Here is an 18,312-nt window from a genome sequence, read left to right as displayed (position 1 = left end):
GTGCGCTGCGAGTAGTTCGTTCAGTCGTCGCAGGTGATCGCGCGCGAGGCGGGCGCATCGGCCATCGTGAGGACGTCGTCGAAGAAGTCGAGGGTGTCCTCCGGACCGGGGTTGGCCTCGGGGTGGTACTGGCGGGTGAGGACGTCGCAGTCGACGCCGGTGAGGCCCTCCGGCGTGTCGTCGTTGACGTTGCGCTGGGCGACGTCGAGGCGCGGGCCGGGGTCTTCGACGGTGTAGCCGTGATTCTGCGTGGTCATGACGACGCGGCCCGATTCGAGGTCCATGACGGGCTGGTTGACGCCGCGGTGGCCGAAGGCCATCTTCTCGGTCGTGCCGCCGAGGGCGAGCGAGACGATTTGTTGCCCGAGACAGATGCCGGCGACGGGGTACTCGTCGACGAGTTCCTCGACGAGCGAGACGGCCGCACCGTAGTTTTCGGGGTCACCCGGTCCGTTCGAGATGAAGAGGACGTCGGGGTCGATCGATCGGACGTCGGCCGGCGTCGCGTCGTGGGGCAGGACGTGGACCGTCGCGCCGCGGGCGACGAACGACTCGATCATCGAGAACTTGACGCCGCAGTCGACGAGTGCGAGTGTCTCGCCGTCGTTCTCGGCGCCGTAAACCTCGGCGTCGGGGACGCTGACCTGCGCGCCGATCTCGGTGTGATCGCTCATCGCGACGCAGCGATCGAGTTCGGCGAGTGCGTCCTCCGGCGTGGCGGTCTCGCCGACTGCGATGCCGCACTTCATGGCACCGCCGTCGCGAACGTCGGTGACGACCTCGCGGGTGTCTATGTGGTCGACGGCCGGCACGCCCTCGTCGGCGAGCCAGTCGGCGACGTCGTCGGTCAGTTCCCGTGCGAGGACCGCCCGTGGGTGGACGCGGTCGGACTCGAATCGCTCCTCTCGTACCCCGTAGTTCCCGATGAGCGGGTACGAGAACGTCAGGATCTGTTCTTCGTACGATGGGTCTGTCAGACTCTCTTCGTATCCCGTGTAGGCGGTCGTGAAAACCAGTTCCCCACGGGCCGTTCCCGGCGAACGACCACGCCCCTCGATCACGTGGCCGCCCTCCAGTGCGACGTAGGCCGGTGGCATTACGAGAAACACACTCGCGCCCGGGCTATAAATGTTGTCTTCGAAGCGCTGCTACGATTTTCGTAATCATCAAGTGGGGTCCGGTCGTATCGCCGACCCTCTATGGACGACCTCGACCGCGACATTCTGGCTATCCTCCGGCGGGACGCGCGAACGCCCTACACCGAGATCGCCGAGCAGGTCGGGACGAGCGAGGGAACGGTTCGCAATCGCGTCGACCGGATGGTCGAATCCGACGTCATCGAACGCTTCACCGTGACCACGCGTACCGGGAACGTAAAGGCGATGCTCGAGATCGGCGTCGCCGTCGACGTCGACACCCGCGAGACGGCCGATCGCATGGCCGAGTGGGACGAAGTCGACTACGCCTGGCAGGTCTCCGGCGAGGACGACATCGTCCTCGTGGTCGACGCTGCGGACACCCGCGGCATCAACGAACTCATCACGCGCGCCCGCGAACAGGACGAGGTCGTCGATACGAAGACGCGGCTGATCCTCGACGAACAGCGCGGCTGATATTCGACGAACGGCGCGAGCGATTTTGGACGAACAGCGCGACAGATATTCGACGAACAGCGCGAGCGACTTTGGACGAACAGCGCGTGTGATGCCCGACGAACGGCGTGACGTATCGGCGTCCGCCGACCGGCACGTGGACGGTCCCGCTGGGTAGCGGGTTCTCAGTTACGACGTCAATTCAGGGGTTCCCGTCACCGTCCGGTCGCTGGTCCGTGGTGTGGGTCTCCTCGGCTGGCGGCGTGCCGACGCCGGGTGTGGGGGCGAGGTCGCCGAACGCGTCTGTCACACCCTTCCGGTGGTGGATGCGCCGATACAGCTGTCGGACGATTCGATCTGCGCTGCTGCGTTCGATCGTGTACTGGACGTCGCCGGCCCGAATCGCGTCCACCACCGATCGGGGCGTGAGTTCGTCGACGTCCAGGCGGGTGTACGCGCGTCCGACTTCGATGGGGTAGTGCGCGTCGCTGCCTCCGACCAGCGGTAGCCCACGCGCTTCGGCCAGCTTCTCGACGAGCGGCAGCGACCGGGGGTGCTTGCCGTTGACCTCGATCGCGTCGAAGGGGACGTCGTCGACCTCGCGGACCGTGCTGTTGCGAAACGGGTGAGCGACGATGGCGGCGCAACCACGGTCGTGGGCCAGGTCGACCGCTTCGCCCGGTGTGAGCGACCCTGGATCCGTCTCCCTCGGCGGGTCAGGTCCGACGACGAGGACGTGGCCGCGGTCGGTCGTAACCTCGATGCCAGGGATCGTCGCGACGGCACCCGGTCGAAATCGGGTGTAGTAGTCGTGGTTGGTCGTGGCGATCCCGTCGAGCCCGCGGCTGTTGGCGACCAGGGCGAGCACCCGGTATCCGACCGGATCGAAGCGATCGCCCACGTCACGACGACCGTGAAAGAACCGCGTGTGGGTGTGGAGGTCGACGTCGTACACACCTGTCCGTACGCCGGCCAGACTCTTTTGCCCTTCCTCGGTGTGCGTTGTGGGCATGACATCGAGTCGGTCGACGCGTGGTGTGGTCGTGGTGAACCCCGTGAGTGGCAGCGGGGATCACGTCGACACCGTCGTGGAGTGGGCCGCAGATCGCGGGCTCGAACCGCGACCGACCGAGCGTTCGGGGGATGCGAGGCGAATCGCTCGCGAGGTAGCTCCCGACGTGGACCTCGTGATCGCGGCCGGCGGCGACGGGACGGTCAACGAGGTCGCGAACGGGATCGTCGAGGCGACGGCGCTCGACTCGACGACGCTCGGTGTCCTTCCGGCGGGGACCGGGAACAACTTCGCGACGAATATCGGCGTCGGGAGTGTCGAGGCGGCGTTCGACGCGATCGATCGGGATCGACGACGGATGCTCGACCTGGGACTCGCGAACGACCGCGCTTTCGTCAACTCGTGCGTCGGTGGGATCACCGCCGAGGCGAGCGCGGCGACGTCACCGGACGAGAAGGCGTCGCTCGGCGTCCTGGCGTACGTCCGAAACACGTTCGAGCAGCTCGCGTCGTACGACGCGCCACCGCTCTCGGTCGACATCGGTGGCGGATCCGCGGACGACGGCATCGACTGGCAGGGTGAGGCACTGTTCGTCTTCGTCGGTAACGCCAGACGGTTCTCGGGAACGCGGACCGCGCAGGCGAACGTCGAGGACGGCCGTTTCGAGGTGATCGTTATCGGGCGGGAGCCGCCGTCGTCGCTGGTGGGTGACGCCGCGCTCGAGCGCCTGTTCGGCCGCGACGACGACGCCATCGTTCGGCGTCGAACCCCGTCGGTTCGCATCGCCTGCGAGGATCGGTCGGTCGGGTACAGTCTGGACGGCGAGATGCTGGAGACCGAACGGCTCGAACTCGACGTGGGACCGACGTCACTCTCGACGATCGTCGGCGACCCCTACGACCCCGACCCGGACGATACCTGACCGATGGCCACTCGGTCACCGTTCCGTCGACTGGCCTGAGTCGGTCCGTGCCGACGTGACGACGATCCGAGACGGAGGAGGGACCCATCCCGAGTCGATACTGGTTTGAGAGCCCTGCCCGACGGTGTGTGTATGAGCACGGAGTCCGACGACGCGGACGTCCACCCGAACGCGGGCCAGGACGTCGTCGCCGTCGACGCAGACGACACCGAACTGGAATCCGTCAATCGACTCGACGCCCACACTGGCGACGGCATCCGCCACCGTGCGTTCACGTCGCTGGTCTTCGACGGCGAGGGAAACATCTTGCTCGCACAGCGCGCGCCCGACAAGCGCCTCTGGGGCACCTACTGGGACGGCACCGTGGCGTCACATCCGGTCGAGGGCCAGAGTCAGGAGGCGGCCACCCGACAGCGCCTCGAGGAGGAACTCGGCGTCACCCCCGACCAGTACGACGACGTCGAACTCACGGATCGCTTCGAGTACAAGCGCTACTTCGAAAACGCGGGCGTCGAACACGAGGTCTGCGCCGTCCTCCAGCTCACGCTCGACGACCGGAGCCTCGACCCCGACGAGTCGGAGGTCGCCGGAGTCATGTGGGTTCCCTACGACCGACTCCGCGAGCATCCCGAGTGGTACCGACAACTTCGGCTGTGTCCCTGGTTCGAGATCGCGATGCGCCGGGATCGGGACTAGCGTCCACCACAAGGTGCCGATTCTCGCTCTTCTCGGCTCGACTCACCAGGTTCGTATCGATCGACGTCCCGGCGTGTTCGTGCCGATCGACGTCCCGGCGTGTTCGTGCCGATCGACGTCCCGGCGTGTTCGTGCCGATCGACGTCCCGGCGTGTTCGTGCCGATCGACGTCCCGGCGTGTTCGTGCCGATCGACGTCCCGGCGTGTTCGTGCCGATCGACGTCCCGGCGTGTTCGTGCCGATCGACGTCCCGGCAGCGGGTCGACGATTCGGGGTAGACCGAGGCCGCGGACTGGCGAGTACCGGTCGGGGAACTAGACAGTCCGGCCGTAACCACCTCGTACAGGACCGCCCTGCTATAGTTCCATGCTAACAAGCAACAAGGCTTATGAGGGCGACCTTCGTAGCTCGAATCGTGAGCCGGTGTCCACGGCTCCGTCACCACATGAGTTCGAGTCCGAAAGAAACCGAAACCTTCGACGTGGATTTCACCAGAGAGCAGCGGTGGATCGTCCATCATCGGGTCGTCACACTGGCGGACGAAGCCCTCGCCGCGGGGACCCAGCCGCCGGCGTGGCTCGTCGACCTCTTCGAGCGACTCGAAGCCGGTTCGTCTACGATCACCGTCCGGCAGGCGACCGAACTCCGGGCGGACCTTTCGGACTACGTAACCGACGGCGAGACACCGCAGGCGGACGAAGACGTCGCGACGGCTGCGCTCGAGGATCTGTCGGCGATCGAGCCCTGATCGGAGCGAACTCGTTTCGCGCGTTCGCACCGCCGGATTTCGAAATCAGCTACGGCCGCGTCGTCGCCCAGACGGCACCGACTGCCAGCACCAGCGCCGGGAAGAGCGGCAGGAGGATGAGGGCGAACCGGTATCCCTCCGCGCCGGGCGGGAGCAGGTAGATGGCCGCCGGGGCGACGATAAAGGCGAGGACGATGATCCCGACGAGCGCCCAGCCGCGCCAGCCGAAGGTTCGGTCGGTCGCGGTCGGGTGAACGCCGGTCAGCGAGCCGTCTGTCCCGGTGCCGTCGCCATTCGGACCGGGTTCGTCGTTCGAGTGAGACTCGCGTCGCTCGCCGTCCTCGTCGAACGCGGCCGGGTCGTGGACGTATCCCTGATCCTCGCTCACGGTCCGTCGTTTTCGCCCGTCTGATAAGTGCACTCCGTTTTCGCCCTGGTCGAGGGGTACTCGCCGATCCGGTCAGTACTCGCTGTCCGGTACGACGACGACTTTCCCGAAGCCTTCGCGCTCTTCCAGGAGCTCGTGCGCGCGGGCGGTCTCGCTCATCGGGAGCACCTCGCGGATCGCGGGTTCGAACGTCCCGTCCCAGACGAGTTCCATGACGTCGTCGACCTGCCCCGGCGTAGCCATGGTCGAACCGATTATCTGGAGCTGGTTCCAGAAGATCCGCGGGATGTCCGTCTCGGGGTTCGGGCCCGTCGTTCCGCCGCAGGTGACCAGTCGCCCGCCCTTCGCCAGGCTCTTGATCGAGTCGCGCCACGTGGCCGCGCCGACGTGGTCGACGACGACGTCCACGCCGCGCTTGCCCGTCTCCGCGCGGATCCACTCGGCGAAGTTCGATTCCTCGTAGTTACAGACGTGGTCGGCGCCGTACTCCCGGGCGGCCTTGAGTTTCGCTTCGGTCGAGCCGGTGGCGTAGACCTCGGCACCGACGTAGTCGGCGATCTGGACCGCAGCGTGGCCGACGCCGCCGCTGGCGCCGAGGACGAGGATCGATTCGCCGGGTCGGAGGTCGGCCCGATCGACGAGCATGCGCCAGGCCGTCTGGAAGACGAGGCTCGTCGACCCGGCGACGGTCCAGTCGACGCCGTCGGGGACGGGGATCAGGTTGTCCTCGGGGACCGCCGCCTTCTCCGCGTGGACGCCGGGGGCGTGCTCGCCGAGGATGTGATAGGAGACACAGCGCGTCGGATCGCCGTCGCGACAGAACTCGCACTCGCCGCAACTGACGCCCGCCGTGACCGCCACCCGGTCGCCGACGTCGAACCGTGTGACGTCGTCGCCGACTTCCTCGACGACGCCTGCCCCGTCGCTGCCGGGTACGTGGGGCATCTCCAGATCGATCGTCGGGAGCCCGCCGCGGGTCCACACGTCGAGGTGGTTGAGCGCCCCCGCTTCGACGTCGACGAGCACCTCGTCGTCGCCGACCGTCGGGTCCGGGTACTCGCCGTACTCGATGACGTCGCGGCCGCCGTGTCCGGTGAAGGTGACTGCGTCCATACGTGGCCGGTCGGCGACGACCGGGATAACGATTCTCACTTTCGGTGACGGAACGGGTGCGCCCCGTACGATTGCCGGCAGCGGTTTGTCCGTTCGGCCGAACCCGCCGTTCGCTGTGCATCGATTCTCCTCGATCAGACCAGTTGAGGATATGACTGATAACTTTGGAGTACAAAGTACAATCCTTTGGAAAGTATTTTGTAACCGCGAGGCGATACCCTCGGTAGGAACGATGGAACGCACTGATTTCGACGACCGACCTGCCGATCCGGGCCGGTCGTCACCGGGAGAGGACGGCGTTCGCCGGACGTCCGCCAGGACCGACGGCGGCGTGAGCGCCGCCGAGACGGGCGCCGAGATGACGGGTCGGACGGCGGCCAGCGGAACCGTCGTCTGGGCGAACCAGGCTCGCGCGTTCGCCGAACGCTGTCTGCGCGAGCTCACGACGAGTCGAATCATGCTCGCGAGCCTCGTCGGCACCGCCGCCGGGATGCAGCTGTTCTTCGGCGTCCTCTGGGAGGGGATGGCCGCGTCGATGATCGCCAGCGCGGCCATCGGTACGGCCACGTTCGGGGCGATCTACGTCTGCCTGTACGCCTTCGGCTACCTGTTGGCCGGCGATCTCGAAGCTCGTCGGTACGAGGCCTACCGATCCATGCCCATCGCCGCCTCGGCGGATCTGGCCGGGCGGATGCTCGCCGGGGGCCTCCTCGCGACTGCCGCCTTCTCGCTCACGCTGGTCGCCGGCGTCGTCACCGGCGGGTCGTTCGCCCTGCGCAGCGTCGTGTCGATCCCGATCGTCGTCCTCGCGTTCGCCGTCACCTGCATCTTCTGGATGCTCGTCGCGCTGCCGGTCATCGCGACGGCGGCGAACGAGCGGCTCGCGGAGTACGGCGTGCCGATGATCGCCGTGCTGGGCTACATGGTCACCGGCTTCAACGGCGCGAACGTCGCCCTCTCACCACTCTCGGGCGAGTGGCTGAACTACCTGCCGAACACGCTCTCGACCCGGCTGCTGATCTATCACCTCGTGCCGACGAGCGACTGGGCCGAGGCCGGACTCGGCCCGCCGGGGCCGCCTGCTGGCCCGGAATTCCTCGTCCTGCTCGTCGCGTACGCCGTCGTCGCGCTCGTCGTCGGGACCGTCGTGACGAACCGCCTCCTCTACGACCGGGGTGTGTGGCGATGAGCGTCGTCGAAACCGACGCCCTCGCGAAGTCGTTCGCGGACGAGTCCATCCTCCGGGACGTCGAGCTGTCGGTCGAGGAGGGCGAGGTGCTCGCCGTCATGGGCCCGAACGGGGTGGGAAAGTCCGTCCTCTTCTCGGCCATCGCGGGGAGTACGCGCCCCTCGTCGGGATCGGTCAGCGTCTTCGGCACCGATCCGACGGACCGGTCCGACACGACGAGTTTCCTCCTACAGGACGCACTCTGTTCGGACCGGCTCACCGGCCGGGAGAACCTCCGGTACTTCGACCAGCTCCACCCCGCGTTCACCGACGAGGCCTGGTCCATCGTCGACCGTCTGGGGCTCACTGACGACCTCGACAAGCGCGTCGAGGACTACTCCGGCGGGATGACCCGCAAGCTCGAACTCGCCATCGCGCTCGCGATCGACGTCCCCCTGTACCTGCTCGACGAGCCCACGGCCGCGCTCGACCTCTCGACGATCCAGGAGGTCCACCAGCTCGTCCGCGAGCGCCGGGACGCTGGCCGGACGATCCTGCTCTCGAGTCACCAGCCGATGGACGCCGATCTGGCGGACCGGCTCGCGTTCGTCGCGGACGGGCAGGTCGTCGCGACCGATTCGCCCGAGGAACTGTTCGAAGCGGTTCCGCAGGTGTGCCAGACCCGATTGTCGAGCGTCTCTGCGCTCGAAGACGTCGCCCTCGCGGGCGTCACGTACCCGGCGGACGGTGCCGTGCGTTGCTTTCGGCCGCCTGGTAGTCCGTCCGACGAGGCGTCGCTTCCCGACCCCGTGGCGCTCGTCGACCGGACGACGTACACCGACCTCTTTACGTACTACACGCGCGTCGTTCCGGCGATGGACGGAGGCACAGCGTGACCGACGCGACTCGCGGCGACGGACGGTCCGACGAATCGACCCGCGGGACGCTGCCTTCGCAGGGAGCCGACCCCGACCCCGAAGCCCTGCGTTCCGAACTCGGCCAGATCAAGCGGGCCGTCGGTCTCCACGAGTCCGCCCCCTACTGGTGGCGCTGGTGGCTCGTCGAGGGCCTCGGCGTCGCCCTCCTCTTCCCGCTGTTAAACGTCGGCTTCGTGTACGGCTTTTCCTGGCCGATACTCGTCGGGCTGGTGGCAGTCTTCGGCGGCCATCAGTACGTTCTCTACCGGATTCAGCGGGCCTACGACGAACCGGCGACCGGCGTCCCCGACTGGGGGACCTGGCACGTCGGCGTCTACGCCGGTCTCGGCGCCTGGATCGTCGCCTACTGGCCCGTCTCCGAGAGCGTCGCGGGCCTCTCTGCGACGCCGCTCATCTGGGTCGGGGCCGGCATCGTCATGGGCGTCGCGTTCGTTTATATGGGCCAGTTACTCGGCGCGTACGGCATCCGAAGCGCGGATCGAAACGCGTTCTACGTCGGTGGTGTCTGGCTCCTCGCCGTCTCCGCGGCCCTGCCCTGGCTTCCGACCATCGAGGAGTGGGCCTTCGCCACGCTCGGCCTCGCCTACGGCCTGTACTGTGTCCTCGCGTACATCGCCCTCGCACGACGGTAACGATGGACCTCGACACCCTCGTCCACCAGCCGACCCGCCTGCAACTATTCACCTACCTCTACGCGAACGGCGAGACGACGTTTCCGACCCTCGTGGACGCGCTCGATCTCACCGAGGGCAATCTCGCCAGTCACATCGACCGGATGGAGGACGCAGACTGCGTGCGGGTCGAAAAGCAGTTCGTCGATCGAAAACCGCAGACGACCTACGAACTCACCGATCGTGGCGAACGCCTGTTCGAAGATCACGTCGCCGCGCTCGAATCGCTGATCGACAGTATCGACGGTGATGATTCGGTCCGAGGCGACGGGTCGGATTCCTCCCACGGCTGACGCCGTGGTCGTCCGCCGTGTGGTTCTGTGAACCGCTCGGAGTCACGCGGTTCGAGAGACTTCGTCTCTCGTCACTGCGCCGAGTGCAGCTCGGCGAGATCCAAACGTGCTGGCACGCGCCGGTGACGATCACGGACGATCTCGATCTTCCGACCGACCCCAGGGCACTCGGCCTGCTCCGCCTGTAGACAACGGGTTCCGATCACCACTGCCTAAGCCGCCGGGTCGCCAATCGAACGTATGGACGGAGATGAGACGGACGAACTGGCCGCCGATACCGAAGCGGAGGATGTACTCGCCGACGCCGAGCGGGACGCATCCGGGGTAAATCGGCGGGAGGGTCACGCGGACGACGGTCGGTCGATCGGTATCGGGGTGGTTTCCATCGTGGAAGGAGACTCGGCGGACGCCGACGCCCCGGAGGCCACACTGGTCGAGACCGTGAACGCAACAGGGAACGAAATCATCATCAGAGAACGGATCGCAGGCGATTTCGACACCGTCCAGGCCACGGTGTCGCGGCTCGCGGATCGCGACGACGTCGACGCCGTCTTCGCCGTCGGCGGCGTCGGCATCGGTCCCGACGACGCCACCGTCCGCGCGGTTCGCCAGCTACTCGATACCGAGATGGTCGCGTTCGAGACACTCGTTACCACCCGTGCGGCGGCGGAGATCGGCGAGGCCGTTCTCACGATCCGCCCGCTCGCCGGCGTCATCGATTGCGTACCGGTGTTCTGCGTGCCCGCCGATGCGGAACTGGTCGACCTGGTACTGACGGACGTGATCTGTCCACAGCTGGCGCGCGTCGTCGACCTCGCACGGCCGTCGGACTCGACCGAAGCCGAGCCCGAGGCCAACACCTAATCGTCACCGGCCGCGTATTCGAGCCGATGCCAGCCGACTCGACCGACGATGCGGCCGACGGGGACGTTGCGCTTCCGAAGGAGATCGCCCGGGAACGCGTCTGGGACGACCTCGAGGAGTCGGGCGTCGCCCGCTTTCCGTTTCCACCCCACGGACGGATTCCGAACGTGGCCGGCGCGTCGGACGCGGCGGCGCGTCTCGCGACACAGCCCGAGTGGCAGGACGCGGAGACAGTCAAGGCGAACCCCGACGCCCCGCAATTACCGGTCCGTAGGCGGGCCCTACGTGACGGAAAACGCCTCTACGTCGCCGCTCCCCGGCTCCGGGCGGACGAACCGTTTCTCGCGCTCGACCCGACGGAAATCGACGATTACGACGCCGCGACGACCGTCTCAGGGATCGCCGAGTACGGCACTCCGGTCACGGTCGACGAGCTGCCCGAACTGGATCTGATCGTCTCGGGTAGCGTCGCCGTCGACGAGTCCGGCAACCGGGCCGGCAAGGGAGCGGGTTACAGCGACCTCGAATACGCGATCCTGGCGGAAGACGGACTCGTCGACGAAACGACGCCCGTCGCGACCACGGTCCACGAACGACAGGTCGTCGACGGGCTTTCGTCGGACGATCACGACGTCGGACTCTCCGTGATCGTCACCGCCGAACGTGTCGTCCGACCGGCAGCCGTCTCGCGCCCGACCGGGCTCGACTGGGAACGACTCTCCGACGAACGCGTCGAGGCGATGCCCGTTCTCTCGCGTCGAAAATCGTAAGGGATGTCGGCGCCCGGTCTGTGGTCGCGACGGTTCGTCTGCTATCTCGGTATCCGTACCGGGGCGCTCTGCGTCGATGGAGAGACGTGTGCGTACTGATCGTGCGATAAAGATCGGACGAGTCCGGGAGGTGCTAGCCCGGCTCGGCCAACGTGGCACTGCTGAATGGTGCTGTGGTGGTGGATGCTGGAAGCCACGGGAACGGTTCTGTGGTGTCGGTGTCGTACCCCGCTGCCTCCGATTCTTTAGAGGGGAGGACCGTCCTTCAACCCCGACGACCGTCCAGCTCGATTCCAGATACTCAACCAGGATTGAACCGCGTTTAATTCGGCTAAATCGTGCGTCTCACTGGGCCGAGGGTCGTCTTTCTACGAAACGGTTTCGCCGGTGACAGGGACCGGTTCGACCGCTCACTCGAGTCCGTTCGCGAGTTCCTCTGCGACGACGGTCGCCGACACGAGCCGCGGATCCACGGCGAAGTCGAGCTGGCCGCTGACGAACTCCGGGAGTGAGTCGGTGGTGTAGTAGACGATCTCGAGGTCGTCGGCGATGTCACGCGCGATCGGGACTGCAGTCGCGTGAGTGCTGTCGGTCAGGACGAACAGCTCGGCGTCCGTAATCCCGGCCGTCTCGAGTGCCGGTCGCGTCGGAACGTCGTCGATTCGGGTCACGTCGAACCCTTCGGTTTCGAGGGCACCCGCGAGGTCGTCTTCGTCCGGACCGGCGATGACTGCGTTCATGTCCGCCCCGATGCGCCCCGGGGGTTTGTGCGCTACGTTTCGGTCCCGTCCTGGATCGAGCGACCGTCGGTAGAGGCGGTCGGAAGGTATACTAGTACGGTACCACGATGTGGCGTATGCTCGCTGAGCGAGTCGGTACCAACCGGTGGCTCGTCGCGACTGCAGCGCTCTGTGGCGTGGCCATCTTCTTTCTGGGCGCCGGTCTCACGTACACAGTGGTGTCTCTCGCTCGGACATCGGTTCCCGCGTCCAACGCGGTGATCGGCTACGGCTACCTGCACCCGTTCGTCCAGCCGGTAGGCGGCGACGCTCACCTGGTCGCGTCCCGACCGAGCGTGCCTCGCGTCCCTCGCGCGTTGGTTTCGATCTCGGCGGTTTCGTTCGTGTGTCTCGTCGGCGGTGCCGTCCACGCCGTGATCGGACCCGGTGGTCGCTCCCGTCCCGTTCTCGCCACCGTCGCGCTCGGGGCCGGATACTCGGCGACCGCACTGCTCGCGGCGGCGACGCTCGAATTAGAGGGTGGCATATTCATCGGCGGTGGTGAGACGCTGGACCCGTCGTCGACCGCTCTCTCTTCGTTCGTGACGGCGATCGCTGCGGGTGGACTGGGTCGACATCTCGCGACCACTTTCGACTGGCGAGTCGTGATCGTGTTTCTGGCACTCCCACTGGGTGTTCTGTCGTGCTCGTTCTGGCAACTCGTACCGATCTAGGAGCAGCCACGCAGCAGAATTCGGCGTCCGGTTCGACGGGCTCGGGCAGTTATTCGTACTCGATCGTCGCCGGCGGTTTGTGGGTGACGTCGTAGACGACGCGGGCGACGTTCTCGTTCGCGCCGGTGATTCGCGACTGGATGCGCTGGAGGGTCTCCCAGTCGATCTCCTGAGCGCGGGCGGTCATGCCGTCGCGAGACTCGACCGACCGAACCGAGACGACCCAGCCGTGGACGCGGTTGTCTCCCTTCACGCCCGTTGCCTTGCCGATGACGGCGGCCAGGGCCTGCCAGGGGTCGTACTCCTCGAGTTCGTCCTCGACGACGTGACAGGCCTCGCGGGCCACGTCGAGTTTCTCCTCGGTGACCTCGCCGATCACCCGGACGGCGAGTCCGGGCCCGGGGAACGGCATCCGCTCGGCGACGAGTTCGTCGAGATCGAGGTGGCGAGCCACCTCGCGCACCTCGTCCTTGTAGAGGTCGCGTACCGGTTCGACGATGCCATCGAAGTCGACCACGTCCGGGAGGCCGCCGACGTTGTGGTGGGACTTGATCCCGCCCTCGCTCTCGATGCGGTCGGGGTAGATCGTCCCCTGGACGAGGTAGTCCGCGTCGGCCGATTTCGCCTCGCGCTCGAACTCGCGGATGAACCCCTCGCCGATGACGTGGCGCTTCGCTTCCGGGTCGGTGACGCCGGAGAGCGCGTCGAGGAACCGATCTTTGGCGTCGACGATCCGAAGGGACTCCATGTAGTCGAAGGTCTCGCGGATCTGGTCGGTCTCGCCCTTGCGCATCAGTCCGGTGTCGACGTAGACGGGCGTGAGTTGCTCGCCGACGGCCTCGTAGGCGAGCGCGGCGGCGACCGAGGAGTCCACGCCGCCTGACAGCGCGATGACGGCGTTCGCGTCGCCGATCTCGTCTTCGATCTCGTCGATCGCCTCCGGAACGAAGGAGTCGACGTCCACCATCAGGCGGTCACCTCCGTGTCGGGAGCGTCGTCTCGATCGTCTGTCTCGTCGTCCGTCGAACCGGCCGTCCGGTCGTCGACGTCGGTTTCCTCGAGGATGGCCTCGACGAGGCCGACGAACGGCGGACTCGGATCGTCCGGTCGCGAACTGTACTCGGGATGGAACTGCGTCCCGAAGAAGAACGGGTGATCGTCGAGTTCCAGGATCTCCATCCGGTTGCCGGCGGTGCCCGAGAAGATCATGGGCTCGTCCGCGAAGTCGTCGAAGTACTCGGGGTTGACCTCGTAGCGATGACGGTGGCGTTCGGAGCAGGAGGTGTCGCCGTAGAGGTCGTAGGCGAGGGTCTCGGGTTCGATAACCGTCGTGTGCTCGCCCAGGCGCATCGTCCCGCCCATGTTCTCGACCTCGTACTGCTCGGGCAGGATGTCGATGACCGGGTGTGGCGTGTCTTCGTTCATCTCCGCGGAGTGGGCGTCCTCGTAGCCCAGGACGGTGCGCGCGTACTCGACGACGGCCATTTGGAAGCCAAGGCAGAGGCCGAGGAACGGGACGTCGTTCTCGCGAGCGTACCTGACGGCCTCGATCTTGCCCTCGGTGCCGCGCATGCCGAAGCCGCCGGGGACGATGACGCCGTCGGCCTCGCGCAGTCGGTCGCGGTGTTTGTCGGCCATCTCGTCGGCGTCGACCCAGTGGGTCTCGATGTCGACGCCGAGTTCGAAGCCGGCGTGTTTCAGCGACTCGTGGATCGACATGTAGGCGTCCTCGAGGTCGTACTTGCCGACCAGGGCGATGTCGACCGTGCCCGTCTTCTCCGTGGTGACGATGTCGCGCCACTCGTTCGCTCGCTCGCCCTGCGGGAGCGCTTCGTCCGCGATGTCGAGTCGCTCGAGGACGTACTGGTCGAGTCCCTCCTCCTCGACGACGAGGGGGACGTGGTAGACGTCCTCGACGTCGGGGTTCGAGAAGACGGCCTCGGTCGGGATGTCACAGAACAGGGCGATCTTCTCCTTTACCGACTGCTGGAGCGGATCCGGACTGCGGCCGACGATGATGTCGGGCTGGAGGCCGATCGAGCGGACCTCCTTGACGGAGTGCTGGGTCGGCTTGGTCTTTTGCTCGCCGTTCTTCGAGTAGGGGACGAGGGTGACGTGTGTGAAGAGGACGTTCTCCTCGGGTTCCTCGTGGGCGAACTGTCGCAGCGCCTCGAGGTAGGGCATCCCCTCGATGTCGCCGACCGTGCCGCCGACCTCGACGAGACAGACGTCGGTGCCTTCGGCAGCCTCGCGGATTCGGCGCTTGATATCGTTCGTGATGTGGGGGATGATCTGGACGGTCTTGCCCAGGTAGTCGCCCGCGCGTTCCTTCTCGATGACGTGCTGGTAGGTCTTGCCCGTCGTGACGTTGTGGTCCGAGGTCATCTGCGTCCCGAGGAACCGCTCGTAGTTCCCCAGGTCGAGGTCGACCTCGCCCCCGTCCTCAAGCACGTACACTTCCCCGTGCTGGAAGGGGTTCATCGTCCCCGCGTCGACGTTTAAGTAGGGGTCGATCTTCACGGCGGTGACGTCGAACCCGGCGTTCTTGAGCAGGCGACCGGTGCTCGCGGCCGTGATTCCCTTGCCCAGTCCGGACATCACGCCGCCGGTGACGAAAATGAACTTCCGGCCCAGCGTCGGATCGTACTCGGTTTCCGATTCCGTCGGCATACCGAGTGTGTGCGGGTCCGGGTGAAAACCATTTCGGGACCACACCGGGCGTGACACGCGGTGACTGATAGCTTCCACCGGTCGAGTCCGTACGTGACCCGTCTCTCGGCGCTTTCGGCCGCCTGCGATTGGTACGCCGGCGACGGTTCCGAGGCCGGCGACGGTTCCGAGGTCGGCGACGGTTCCGAGGTCGGCGACGGTTCCGAGGCCGGCGACGGAGACGCCGACGGAGTCGTCGCCGTGTGAGCACCGCGGCCGACGATCGCGTCGCTGCGGCACAGGTCGGATCGAGTCGGACGAAGCAGGCGTTCGTCAGTGTTCGACGTATCGTTCCACCCACTCCTGTCGATTCTCGAGTGCACGTTTTCCCTTCGGTGTCAACGCGTAGTAGTTCGTCCGCCGGTCGAGCTGTCCCTTCTCGACCAGGCCCTCCTCGACCAGCGCGTCCAGGTTCGGGTAGAGTCGGCCGTGAGTGACTGGCTGTTCGACGTACTCGTTGATGTCGTCCAGGATGTCCTGTCCGGACGGTCGGTTCATTCCCGTAATGACGTACAGGAGGTCTCGCTGGAAGCCGGTGAGCTGATCCATGGTTCCCTCTGAGAGTGACTGTATCGGAATCTGTGGCTTTGTTATGTGATTGGTACGCCGCGATAACGGCTCCAAATCGCCGCAGTCCGTTGATTTCGTCCGATTTCGCGTCGGGTTTCGTGACGCCCGTCTCCGTGGGCAGGCGACGCCCGCCCGAGCACTCCAGGACGGGGCCCTTTTGTGAGCCCCTATCGTAGCCCATTCCATGGCAGAGACGCCCGGTCGGTGGGAAACCCGCGAGGAGACGGTAGCGTACTCCTGTCCGGGTTTCGACGTGATTACGCAGTCCGTTCGTCTGCCGGACGGCACCGAAACCGACTTCGATTACCTCTCGGAACCGCCGAGCGTTGCGGTCCTCCCGTTCACACCGGACGACGCCGTCGTCACGACCGAGGAGTGGCGCCAGGCCGTCGAGCGGTGGGTCCGTGGGATCCCCGTCGGCGGGGTCGAACCGGCCGACACCGATCTGTCGGTGGCCGCTCGTCGCGAACTCGCCGAAGAGACCGGCTACGAGGCCGAGACGGTCGAGCACCTCCGGACGGTCGAACCGGCCAACGGCCTCGCCGACAGCCTCCTGCACCTGTTCGTCGCGCGCGGGTGTCGACCGGCCGGCGACCAGCGACTCGACCGTGACGAGACGATTCGTGTCCGCGAACGGCCGTACGAGGCCCTCAAACGGGCCGTCCTCGACGGCGAGATCCGCGACGGACGTCCGGTTCTCGCCGTCTCCTACTACGAACTGGCGGGAGTGGCGGACTGACGCCCGTCGGCGCCGGTACGCTCTCGCCGCCGGCGCCCGTCTCCAGCCGCCGGAACGCAACGTTTACCGACGCGGCCACGAAGCCCAACTCGATGGGTCAGGTCTTCGAACTCCAGGCCGCGGACGCTGCCGGCCGAATCGGCGAACTCACGGTGCCTCGTGCCGGCGTCACGATCGAGACGCCGACGCTACTGCCGGTGATCAACCCGCACCTGGATACCATCGCGCCGCGTCGCCTCGCCGACGAGTTCGGCGCCGAAGCGCTGATCACGAACGCCTACATCTTCCACGGTTCCGAGGACTACCGGGAGCGAGCGCTCGCGGAGGGGTTGCACGACCTCCTCGACTTCCCGGGGGCGATCGTGACCGACTCCGGATCGTTCCAGCTGGCAGAGTACGGCGAGATCGACGTCACCACCGAGGAGATCCTCCAGTTCCAGCGGGACATCGGCTCGGACGTCGCGACGCCGGTCGACATCCCGACCCCGCCCGACGTCTCACGCGAGCGGGCAGAGGCGGAGCTCGCGACCACCGAGGAGCGACTGGCCGTCGCCGACTCGTTCGAAGCGGGCGACATGCTCGTCACCGCGCCGGTCCAGGGATCGACGTACCCGGACCTCCGGGAAGCGGCGGGGACGCGGGCCGCGTCGACCGGACTCGACGTCTTTCCGGTCGGCGCGGTCGTCCCGCTGTTGAACGAGTACCGCTACGCCGACGTGGTCGACGTCGTCGCGGCGGCGAAACGCGGGCTCGGTCCCGCCGCGCCGGTCCACCTCTTCGGCGCCGGCCATCCCATGATGTTCGCGCTGGCCGCGGCACTGGGGTGTGACCTGTTCGATTCGGCGGCCTACGCCATCTACGCGCGCGACGACCGCTACCTCACCGTCCGCGGCACCCGCCATCTCGACGAGCTCGATCACCTGCCCTGTTCCTGTCCGATCTGCGTCGACCACGGCGCCGCGGGGCTGCGAGACCTGCCCGACGACCGTCGCGAGACGGCGCTCGCGGCGCACAACCTCCACGTCAGCTTCGCCGAGATCAGACGCATCAAGGCGGCGATCCGCGAGGGGTCGCTGCTCGAACTCGTCGACGAACGCGCTCGCAGCCACCCGGCCATGCTCGACGGCTACCGTGCGCTGCTCGACCACGCCGACCAGCTAGAGCGCGACGACCCGGCCTCGAAGGGCACGTTCTTCTACACGTCAGCGGAGAGCGCCCGCCGTCCGGAAGTGGCGCGCCACCACGACCGGCTCGATCGGCTTTCCGTCCCCGATTCGCTCTTCCTGACGGAGGGACCCGACCCGCCGACGGACGACTACGAGGAGACCTGGCGCGTCGTCCCGCCGTTCGGCCCGGTCCCGAGCGACCTCTCACGCACCTACCCGCTCACGGCCGAGGTCCCGACACGACCGGATCGACCGGCGATCGAGGCGGCGGCCGACGGCGTCTCCCGCCTCGTCGCCCGCCACCCGGACGCCAGGGTCGGCCTCGGTCATCGTGGCTGGCCGGCCGACGTCCTCGCGACGCTCCCGGACGACGTCGAACTGATCGACGGAGACGACCGCGGCCGGACTCGGTGAGCGAACACCCTCGTCGGCCGACATACCCTTGTCGGCTGACATACCCTCGTCGGCTGACACACGCACGCCTGCCACCGCTCCTATCG

General features: G+C 66.8%; 22 protein-coding genes. 14 read left to right on the top strand and 8 right to left on the bottom strand.

Features of this window, described 5'->3' with window-relative positions; translation table 11 throughout:
* Positions 1 to 20 precede the first annotated feature (20 nt).
* A complete protein-coding gene (gene carA / locus NO366_RS00195; RefSeq protein ID WP_256532303.1) occupies positions 21 to 1,097 on the bottom strand; it encodes a glutamine-hydrolyzing carbamoyl-phosphate synthase small subunit in 1,077 nt (358 codons plus the stop codon).
* 102 nt (positions 1,098 to 1,199) lie between these two features.
* Between carA and NO366_RS00190 the strand changes: the two genes are divergently transcribed.
* Entirely contained in the window at positions 1,200 to 1,613 is a 414-nt protein-coding gene (locus NO366_RS00190) for an Lrp/AsnC family transcriptional regulator (protein WP_256532302.1), read from the top strand.
* Between the two features lie 181 nt (positions 1,614 to 1,794).
* On the opposite strand, the gene NO366_RS00185 is transcribed toward NO366_RS00190, so the two are convergent.
* Positions 1,795 to 2,547: a PHP-associated domain-containing protein gene (locus NO366_RS00185; protein WP_256534052.1), complete on the bottom strand. Its 753-nt coding sequence runs from the start codon at positions 2,545 to 2,547 to the stop codon at positions 1,795 to 1,797.
* Positions 2,548 to 2,602: 55 nt separating this feature from the next.
* Here NO366_RS00185 and NO366_RS00180 point away from each other — a divergent pair, with 55 nt between their 5' ends.
* The 3 genes from NO366_RS00180 to NO366_RS00170 all read left to right on the top strand — a co-directional run bounded on the left by NO366_RS00180 (position 2,603) and on the right by NO366_RS00170 (position 4,970).
* Complete coding sequence (locus NO366_RS00180) at positions 2,603 to 3,526, top strand: diacylglycerol/lipid kinase family protein (RefSeq protein WP_256532301.1); 924 nt, start codon at positions 2,603 to 2,605, stop codon at positions 3,524 to 3,526.
* A 132-nt stretch (positions 3,527 to 3,658) separates the two neighbouring features.
* On the top strand, positions 3,659 to 4,222 hold the full coding sequence (locus tag NO366_RS00175) for an NUDIX hydrolase (protein WP_256532300.1): 564 nt from the start codon (positions 3,659 to 3,661) through the stop codon (positions 4,220 to 4,222).
* Positions 4,223 to 4,667: 445 nt separating this feature from the next.
* The gene (locus NO366_RS00170; protein ID WP_256532299.1) at positions 4,668 to 4,970 is read left to right on the top strand and encodes a DUF7853 family protein; all 303 of its coding nucleotides are present in this window, start codon (positions 4,668 to 4,670) and stop codon (positions 4,968 to 4,970) included.
* 49 nt (positions 4,971 to 5,019) lie between these two features.
* Here the strand turns inward: NO366_RS00170 and NO366_RS00165 are convergent, their stop codons facing one another.
* Together NO366_RS00165 and NO366_RS00160 are read right to left on the bottom strand one after the other, a co-directional pair.
* Positions 5,020 to 5,358, bottom strand: coding sequence for a DUF7977 family protein (locus tag NO366_RS00165; RefSeq protein WP_256532298.1), 339 nt, complete (start codon positions 5,356 to 5,358; stop codon positions 5,020 to 5,022).
* A 72-nt stretch (positions 5,359 to 5,430) separates the two neighbouring features.
* Positions 5,431 to 6,471, bottom strand: coding sequence for a zinc-binding dehydrogenase (locus NO366_RS00160; RefSeq protein ID WP_256532297.1), 1,041 nt, complete (start codon positions 6,469 to 6,471; stop codon positions 5,431 to 5,433).
* A gap of 232 nt (positions 6,472 to 6,703) precedes the next feature.
* Here NO366_RS00160 and NO366_RS00155 point away from each other — a divergent pair, with 232 nt between their 5' ends.
* From NO366_RS00155 to NO366_RS00130, 6 genes are all read left to right on the top strand, one after another.
* Positions 6,704 to 7,660 (top strand): ABC transporter permease, encoded by a 957-nt coding sequence (locus NO366_RS00155; protein ID WP_256532296.1) that lies wholly within the window; start codon positions 6,704 to 6,706, stop codon positions 7,658 to 7,660.
* The gene (locus NO366_RS00150; RefSeq protein ID WP_256532295.1) at positions 7,657 to 8,535 is read left to right on the top strand and encodes an ABC transporter ATP-binding protein; all 879 of its coding nucleotides are present in this window, start codon (positions 7,657 to 7,659) and stop codon (positions 8,533 to 8,535) included. Before NO366_RS00155 ends, NO366_RS00150 begins: the two co-directional genes overlap by 4 nt.
* Entirely contained in the window at positions 8,532 to 9,209 is a 678-nt protein-coding gene (locus NO366_RS00145; RefSeq protein WP_256532294.1) for a hypothetical protein, read from the top strand. Before NO366_RS00150 ends, NO366_RS00145 begins: the two co-directional genes overlap by 4 nt.
* 2 nt (positions 9,210 to 9,211) lie before the next feature.
* On the top strand, positions 9,212 to 9,541 hold the full coding sequence (locus tag NO366_RS00140) for a transcriptional regulator (protein ID WP_256532293.1): 330 nt from the start codon (positions 9,212 to 9,214) through the stop codon (positions 9,539 to 9,541).
* Positions 9,542 to 9,781: 240 nt separating this feature from the next.
* Positions 9,782 to 10,405, top strand: a complete 624-nt coding sequence (locus NO366_RS00135; protein WP_256532292.1) for a MogA/MoaB family molybdenum cofactor biosynthesis protein — start codon at positions 9,782 to 9,784, stop codon at positions 10,403 to 10,405.
* Positions 10,406 to 10,431: 26 nt separating this feature from the next.
* Positions 10,432 to 11,175, top strand: coding sequence for a 5-formyltetrahydrofolate cyclo-ligase (locus NO366_RS00130; protein WP_256532291.1), 744 nt, complete (start codon positions 10,432 to 10,434; stop codon positions 11,173 to 11,175).
* Positions 11,176 to 11,585: 410 nt separating this feature from the next.
* Here the strand turns inward: NO366_RS00130 and NO366_RS00125 are convergent, their stop codons facing one another.
* On the bottom strand, positions 11,586 to 11,915 hold the full coding sequence (locus tag NO366_RS00125; protein ID WP_256532290.1) for a DUF7126 family protein: 330 nt from the start codon (positions 11,913 to 11,915) through the stop codon (positions 11,586 to 11,588).
* A 116-nt stretch (positions 11,916 to 12,031) separates the two neighbouring features.
* Here NO366_RS00125 and NO366_RS00120 point away from each other — a divergent pair, with 116 nt between their 5' ends.
* Entirely contained in the window at positions 12,032 to 12,628 is a 597-nt protein-coding gene (locus NO366_RS00120; RefSeq protein WP_256532289.1) for a hypothetical protein, read from the top strand.
* A 49-nt stretch (positions 12,629 to 12,677) separates the two neighbouring features.
* On the opposite strand, the gene guaA is transcribed toward NO366_RS00120, so the two are convergent.
* Together guaA and pyrG are read right to left on the bottom strand one after the other, a co-directional pair.
* Positions 12,678 to 13,595: a glutamine-hydrolyzing GMP synthase gene (gene guaA / locus NO366_RS00115; protein ID WP_256532288.1), complete on the bottom strand. Its 918-nt coding sequence runs from the start codon at positions 13,593 to 13,595 to the stop codon at positions 12,678 to 12,680.
* Positions 13,595 to 15,298 carry a glutamine hydrolyzing CTP synthase gene (gene pyrG / locus NO366_RS00110; RefSeq protein WP_256532287.1) on the bottom strand — a complete coding sequence of 568 codons (1,704 nt, stop codon included), beginning with the start codon at positions 15,296 to 15,298 and terminating at the stop codon, positions 13,595 to 13,597. Before pyrG ends, guaA begins: the two co-directional genes overlap by 1 nt.
* A gap of 60 nt (positions 15,299 to 15,358) precedes the next feature.
* Between pyrG and NO366_RS00105 the strand changes: the two genes are divergently transcribed.
* Entirely contained in the window at positions 15,359 to 15,544 is a 186-nt protein-coding gene (locus NO366_RS00105; RefSeq protein ID WP_256532286.1) for a hypothetical protein, read from the top strand.
* A 66-nt stretch (positions 15,545 to 15,610) separates the two neighbouring features.
* On the opposite strand, the gene NO366_RS00100 is transcribed toward NO366_RS00105, so the two are convergent.
* A complete protein-coding gene (locus tag NO366_RS00100) occupies positions 15,611 to 15,886 on the bottom strand; it encodes a PadR family transcriptional regulator (protein WP_256532285.1) in 276 nt (91 codons plus the stop codon).
* Between the two features lie 205 nt (positions 15,887 to 16,091).
* On the opposite strand from NO366_RS00100, the gene NO366_RS00095 reads away from it, so the two are divergent.
* Together NO366_RS00095 and tgtA are read left to right on the top strand one after the other, a co-directional pair.
* Positions 16,092 to 16,646 carry an NUDIX hydrolase gene (locus tag NO366_RS00095; protein WP_256532284.1) on the top strand — a complete coding sequence of 185 codons (555 nt, stop codon included), beginning with the start codon at positions 16,092 to 16,094 and terminating at the stop codon, positions 16,644 to 16,646.
* 92 nt (positions 16,647 to 16,738) lie between these two features.
* Positions 16,739 to 18,226, top strand: a complete 1,488-nt coding sequence (tgtA, locus tag NO366_RS00090; protein WP_256532283.1) for a tRNA guanosine(15) transglycosylase TgtA — start codon at positions 16,739 to 16,741, stop codon at positions 18,224 to 18,226.
* Positions 18,227 to 18,312: the final 86 nt, after the last annotated feature.

Origin of the sequence: Halovivax cerinus, assembly GCF_024498195.1 — an archaeon.
Lineage (GTDB): Archaea > Halobacteriota > Halobacteria > Halobacteriales > Natrialbaceae > Halovivax > Halovivax cerinus.
This window is presented reverse-complemented; position numbering and strand designations above follow the sequence as displayed.

Excerpts from the sequence above, each read along its gene's own strand:
- carA (WP_256532303.1), bottom strand. The coding sequence starts at position 1,097 with ATGCCACCGGCCTACGTCGCACTGGAGGGCGGCCACGTGATCGAGGGG.
- NO366_RS00190 (WP_256532302.1), top strand. The coding sequence starts at position 1,200 with ATGGACGACCTCGACCGCGACATTCTGGCTATCCTCCGGCGGGACGCG.
- NO366_RS00180 (WP_256532301.1), top strand. The coding sequence starts at position 2,603 with ATGACATCGAGTCGGTCGACGCGTGGTGTGGTCGTGGTGAACCCCGTG.
- NO366_RS00175 (WP_256532300.1), top strand. The coding sequence starts at position 3,659 with ATGAGCACGGAGTCCGACGACGCGGACGTCCACCCGAACGCGGGCCAG.
- NO366_RS00170 (WP_256532299.1), top strand. The coding sequence starts at position 4,668 with ATGAGTTCGAGTCCGAAAGAAACCGAAACCTTCGACGTGGATTTCACC.
- NO366_RS00160 (WP_256532297.1), bottom strand. The coding sequence starts at position 6,471 with ATGGACGCAGTCACCTTCACCGGACACGGCGGCCGCGACGTCATCGAG.
- NO366_RS00155 (WP_256532296.1), top strand. The coding sequence starts at position 6,704 with ATGGAACGCACTGATTTCGACGACCGACCTGCCGATCCGGGCCGGTCG.
- NO366_RS00150 (WP_256532295.1), top strand. The coding sequence starts at position 7,657 with ATGAGCGTCGTCGAAACCGACGCCCTCGCGAAGTCGTTCGCGGACGAG.
- NO366_RS00140 (WP_256532293.1), top strand. The coding sequence starts at position 9,212 with ATGGACCTCGACACCCTCGTCCACCAGCCGACCCGCCTGCAACTATTC.
- NO366_RS00135 (WP_256532292.1), top strand. The coding sequence starts at position 9,782 with ATGGACGGAGATGAGACGGACGAACTGGCCGCCGATACCGAAGCGGAG.
- NO366_RS00130 (WP_256532291.1), top strand. The coding sequence starts at position 10,432 with ATGCCAGCCGACTCGACCGACGATGCGGCCGACGGGGACGTTGCGCTT.
- NO366_RS00125 (WP_256532290.1), bottom strand. The coding sequence starts at position 11,915 with ATGAACGCAGTCATCGCCGGTCCGGACGAAGACGACCTCGCGGGTGCC.
- NO366_RS00120 (WP_256532289.1), top strand. The coding sequence starts at position 12,032 with ATGCTCGCTGAGCGAGTCGGTACCAACCGGTGGCTCGTCGCGACTGCA.
- guaA (WP_256532288.1), bottom strand. The coding sequence starts at position 13,595 with ATGGTGGACGTCGACTCCTTCGTTCCGGAGGCGATCGACGAGATCGAA.
- pyrG (WP_256532287.1), bottom strand. The coding sequence starts at position 15,298 with ATGCCGACGGAATCGGAAACCGAGTACGATCCGACGCTGGGCCGGAAG.
- NO366_RS00100 (WP_256532285.1), bottom strand. The coding sequence starts at position 15,886 with ATGGATCAGCTCACCGGCTTCCAGCGAGACCTCCTGTACGTCATTACG.
- NO366_RS00095 (WP_256532284.1), top strand. The coding sequence starts at position 16,092 with ATGGCAGAGACGCCCGGTCGGTGGGAAACCCGCGAGGAGACGGTAGCG.
- tgtA (WP_256532283.1), top strand. The coding sequence starts at position 16,739 with ATGGGTCAGGTCTTCGAACTCCAGGCCGCGGACGCTGCCGGCCGAATC.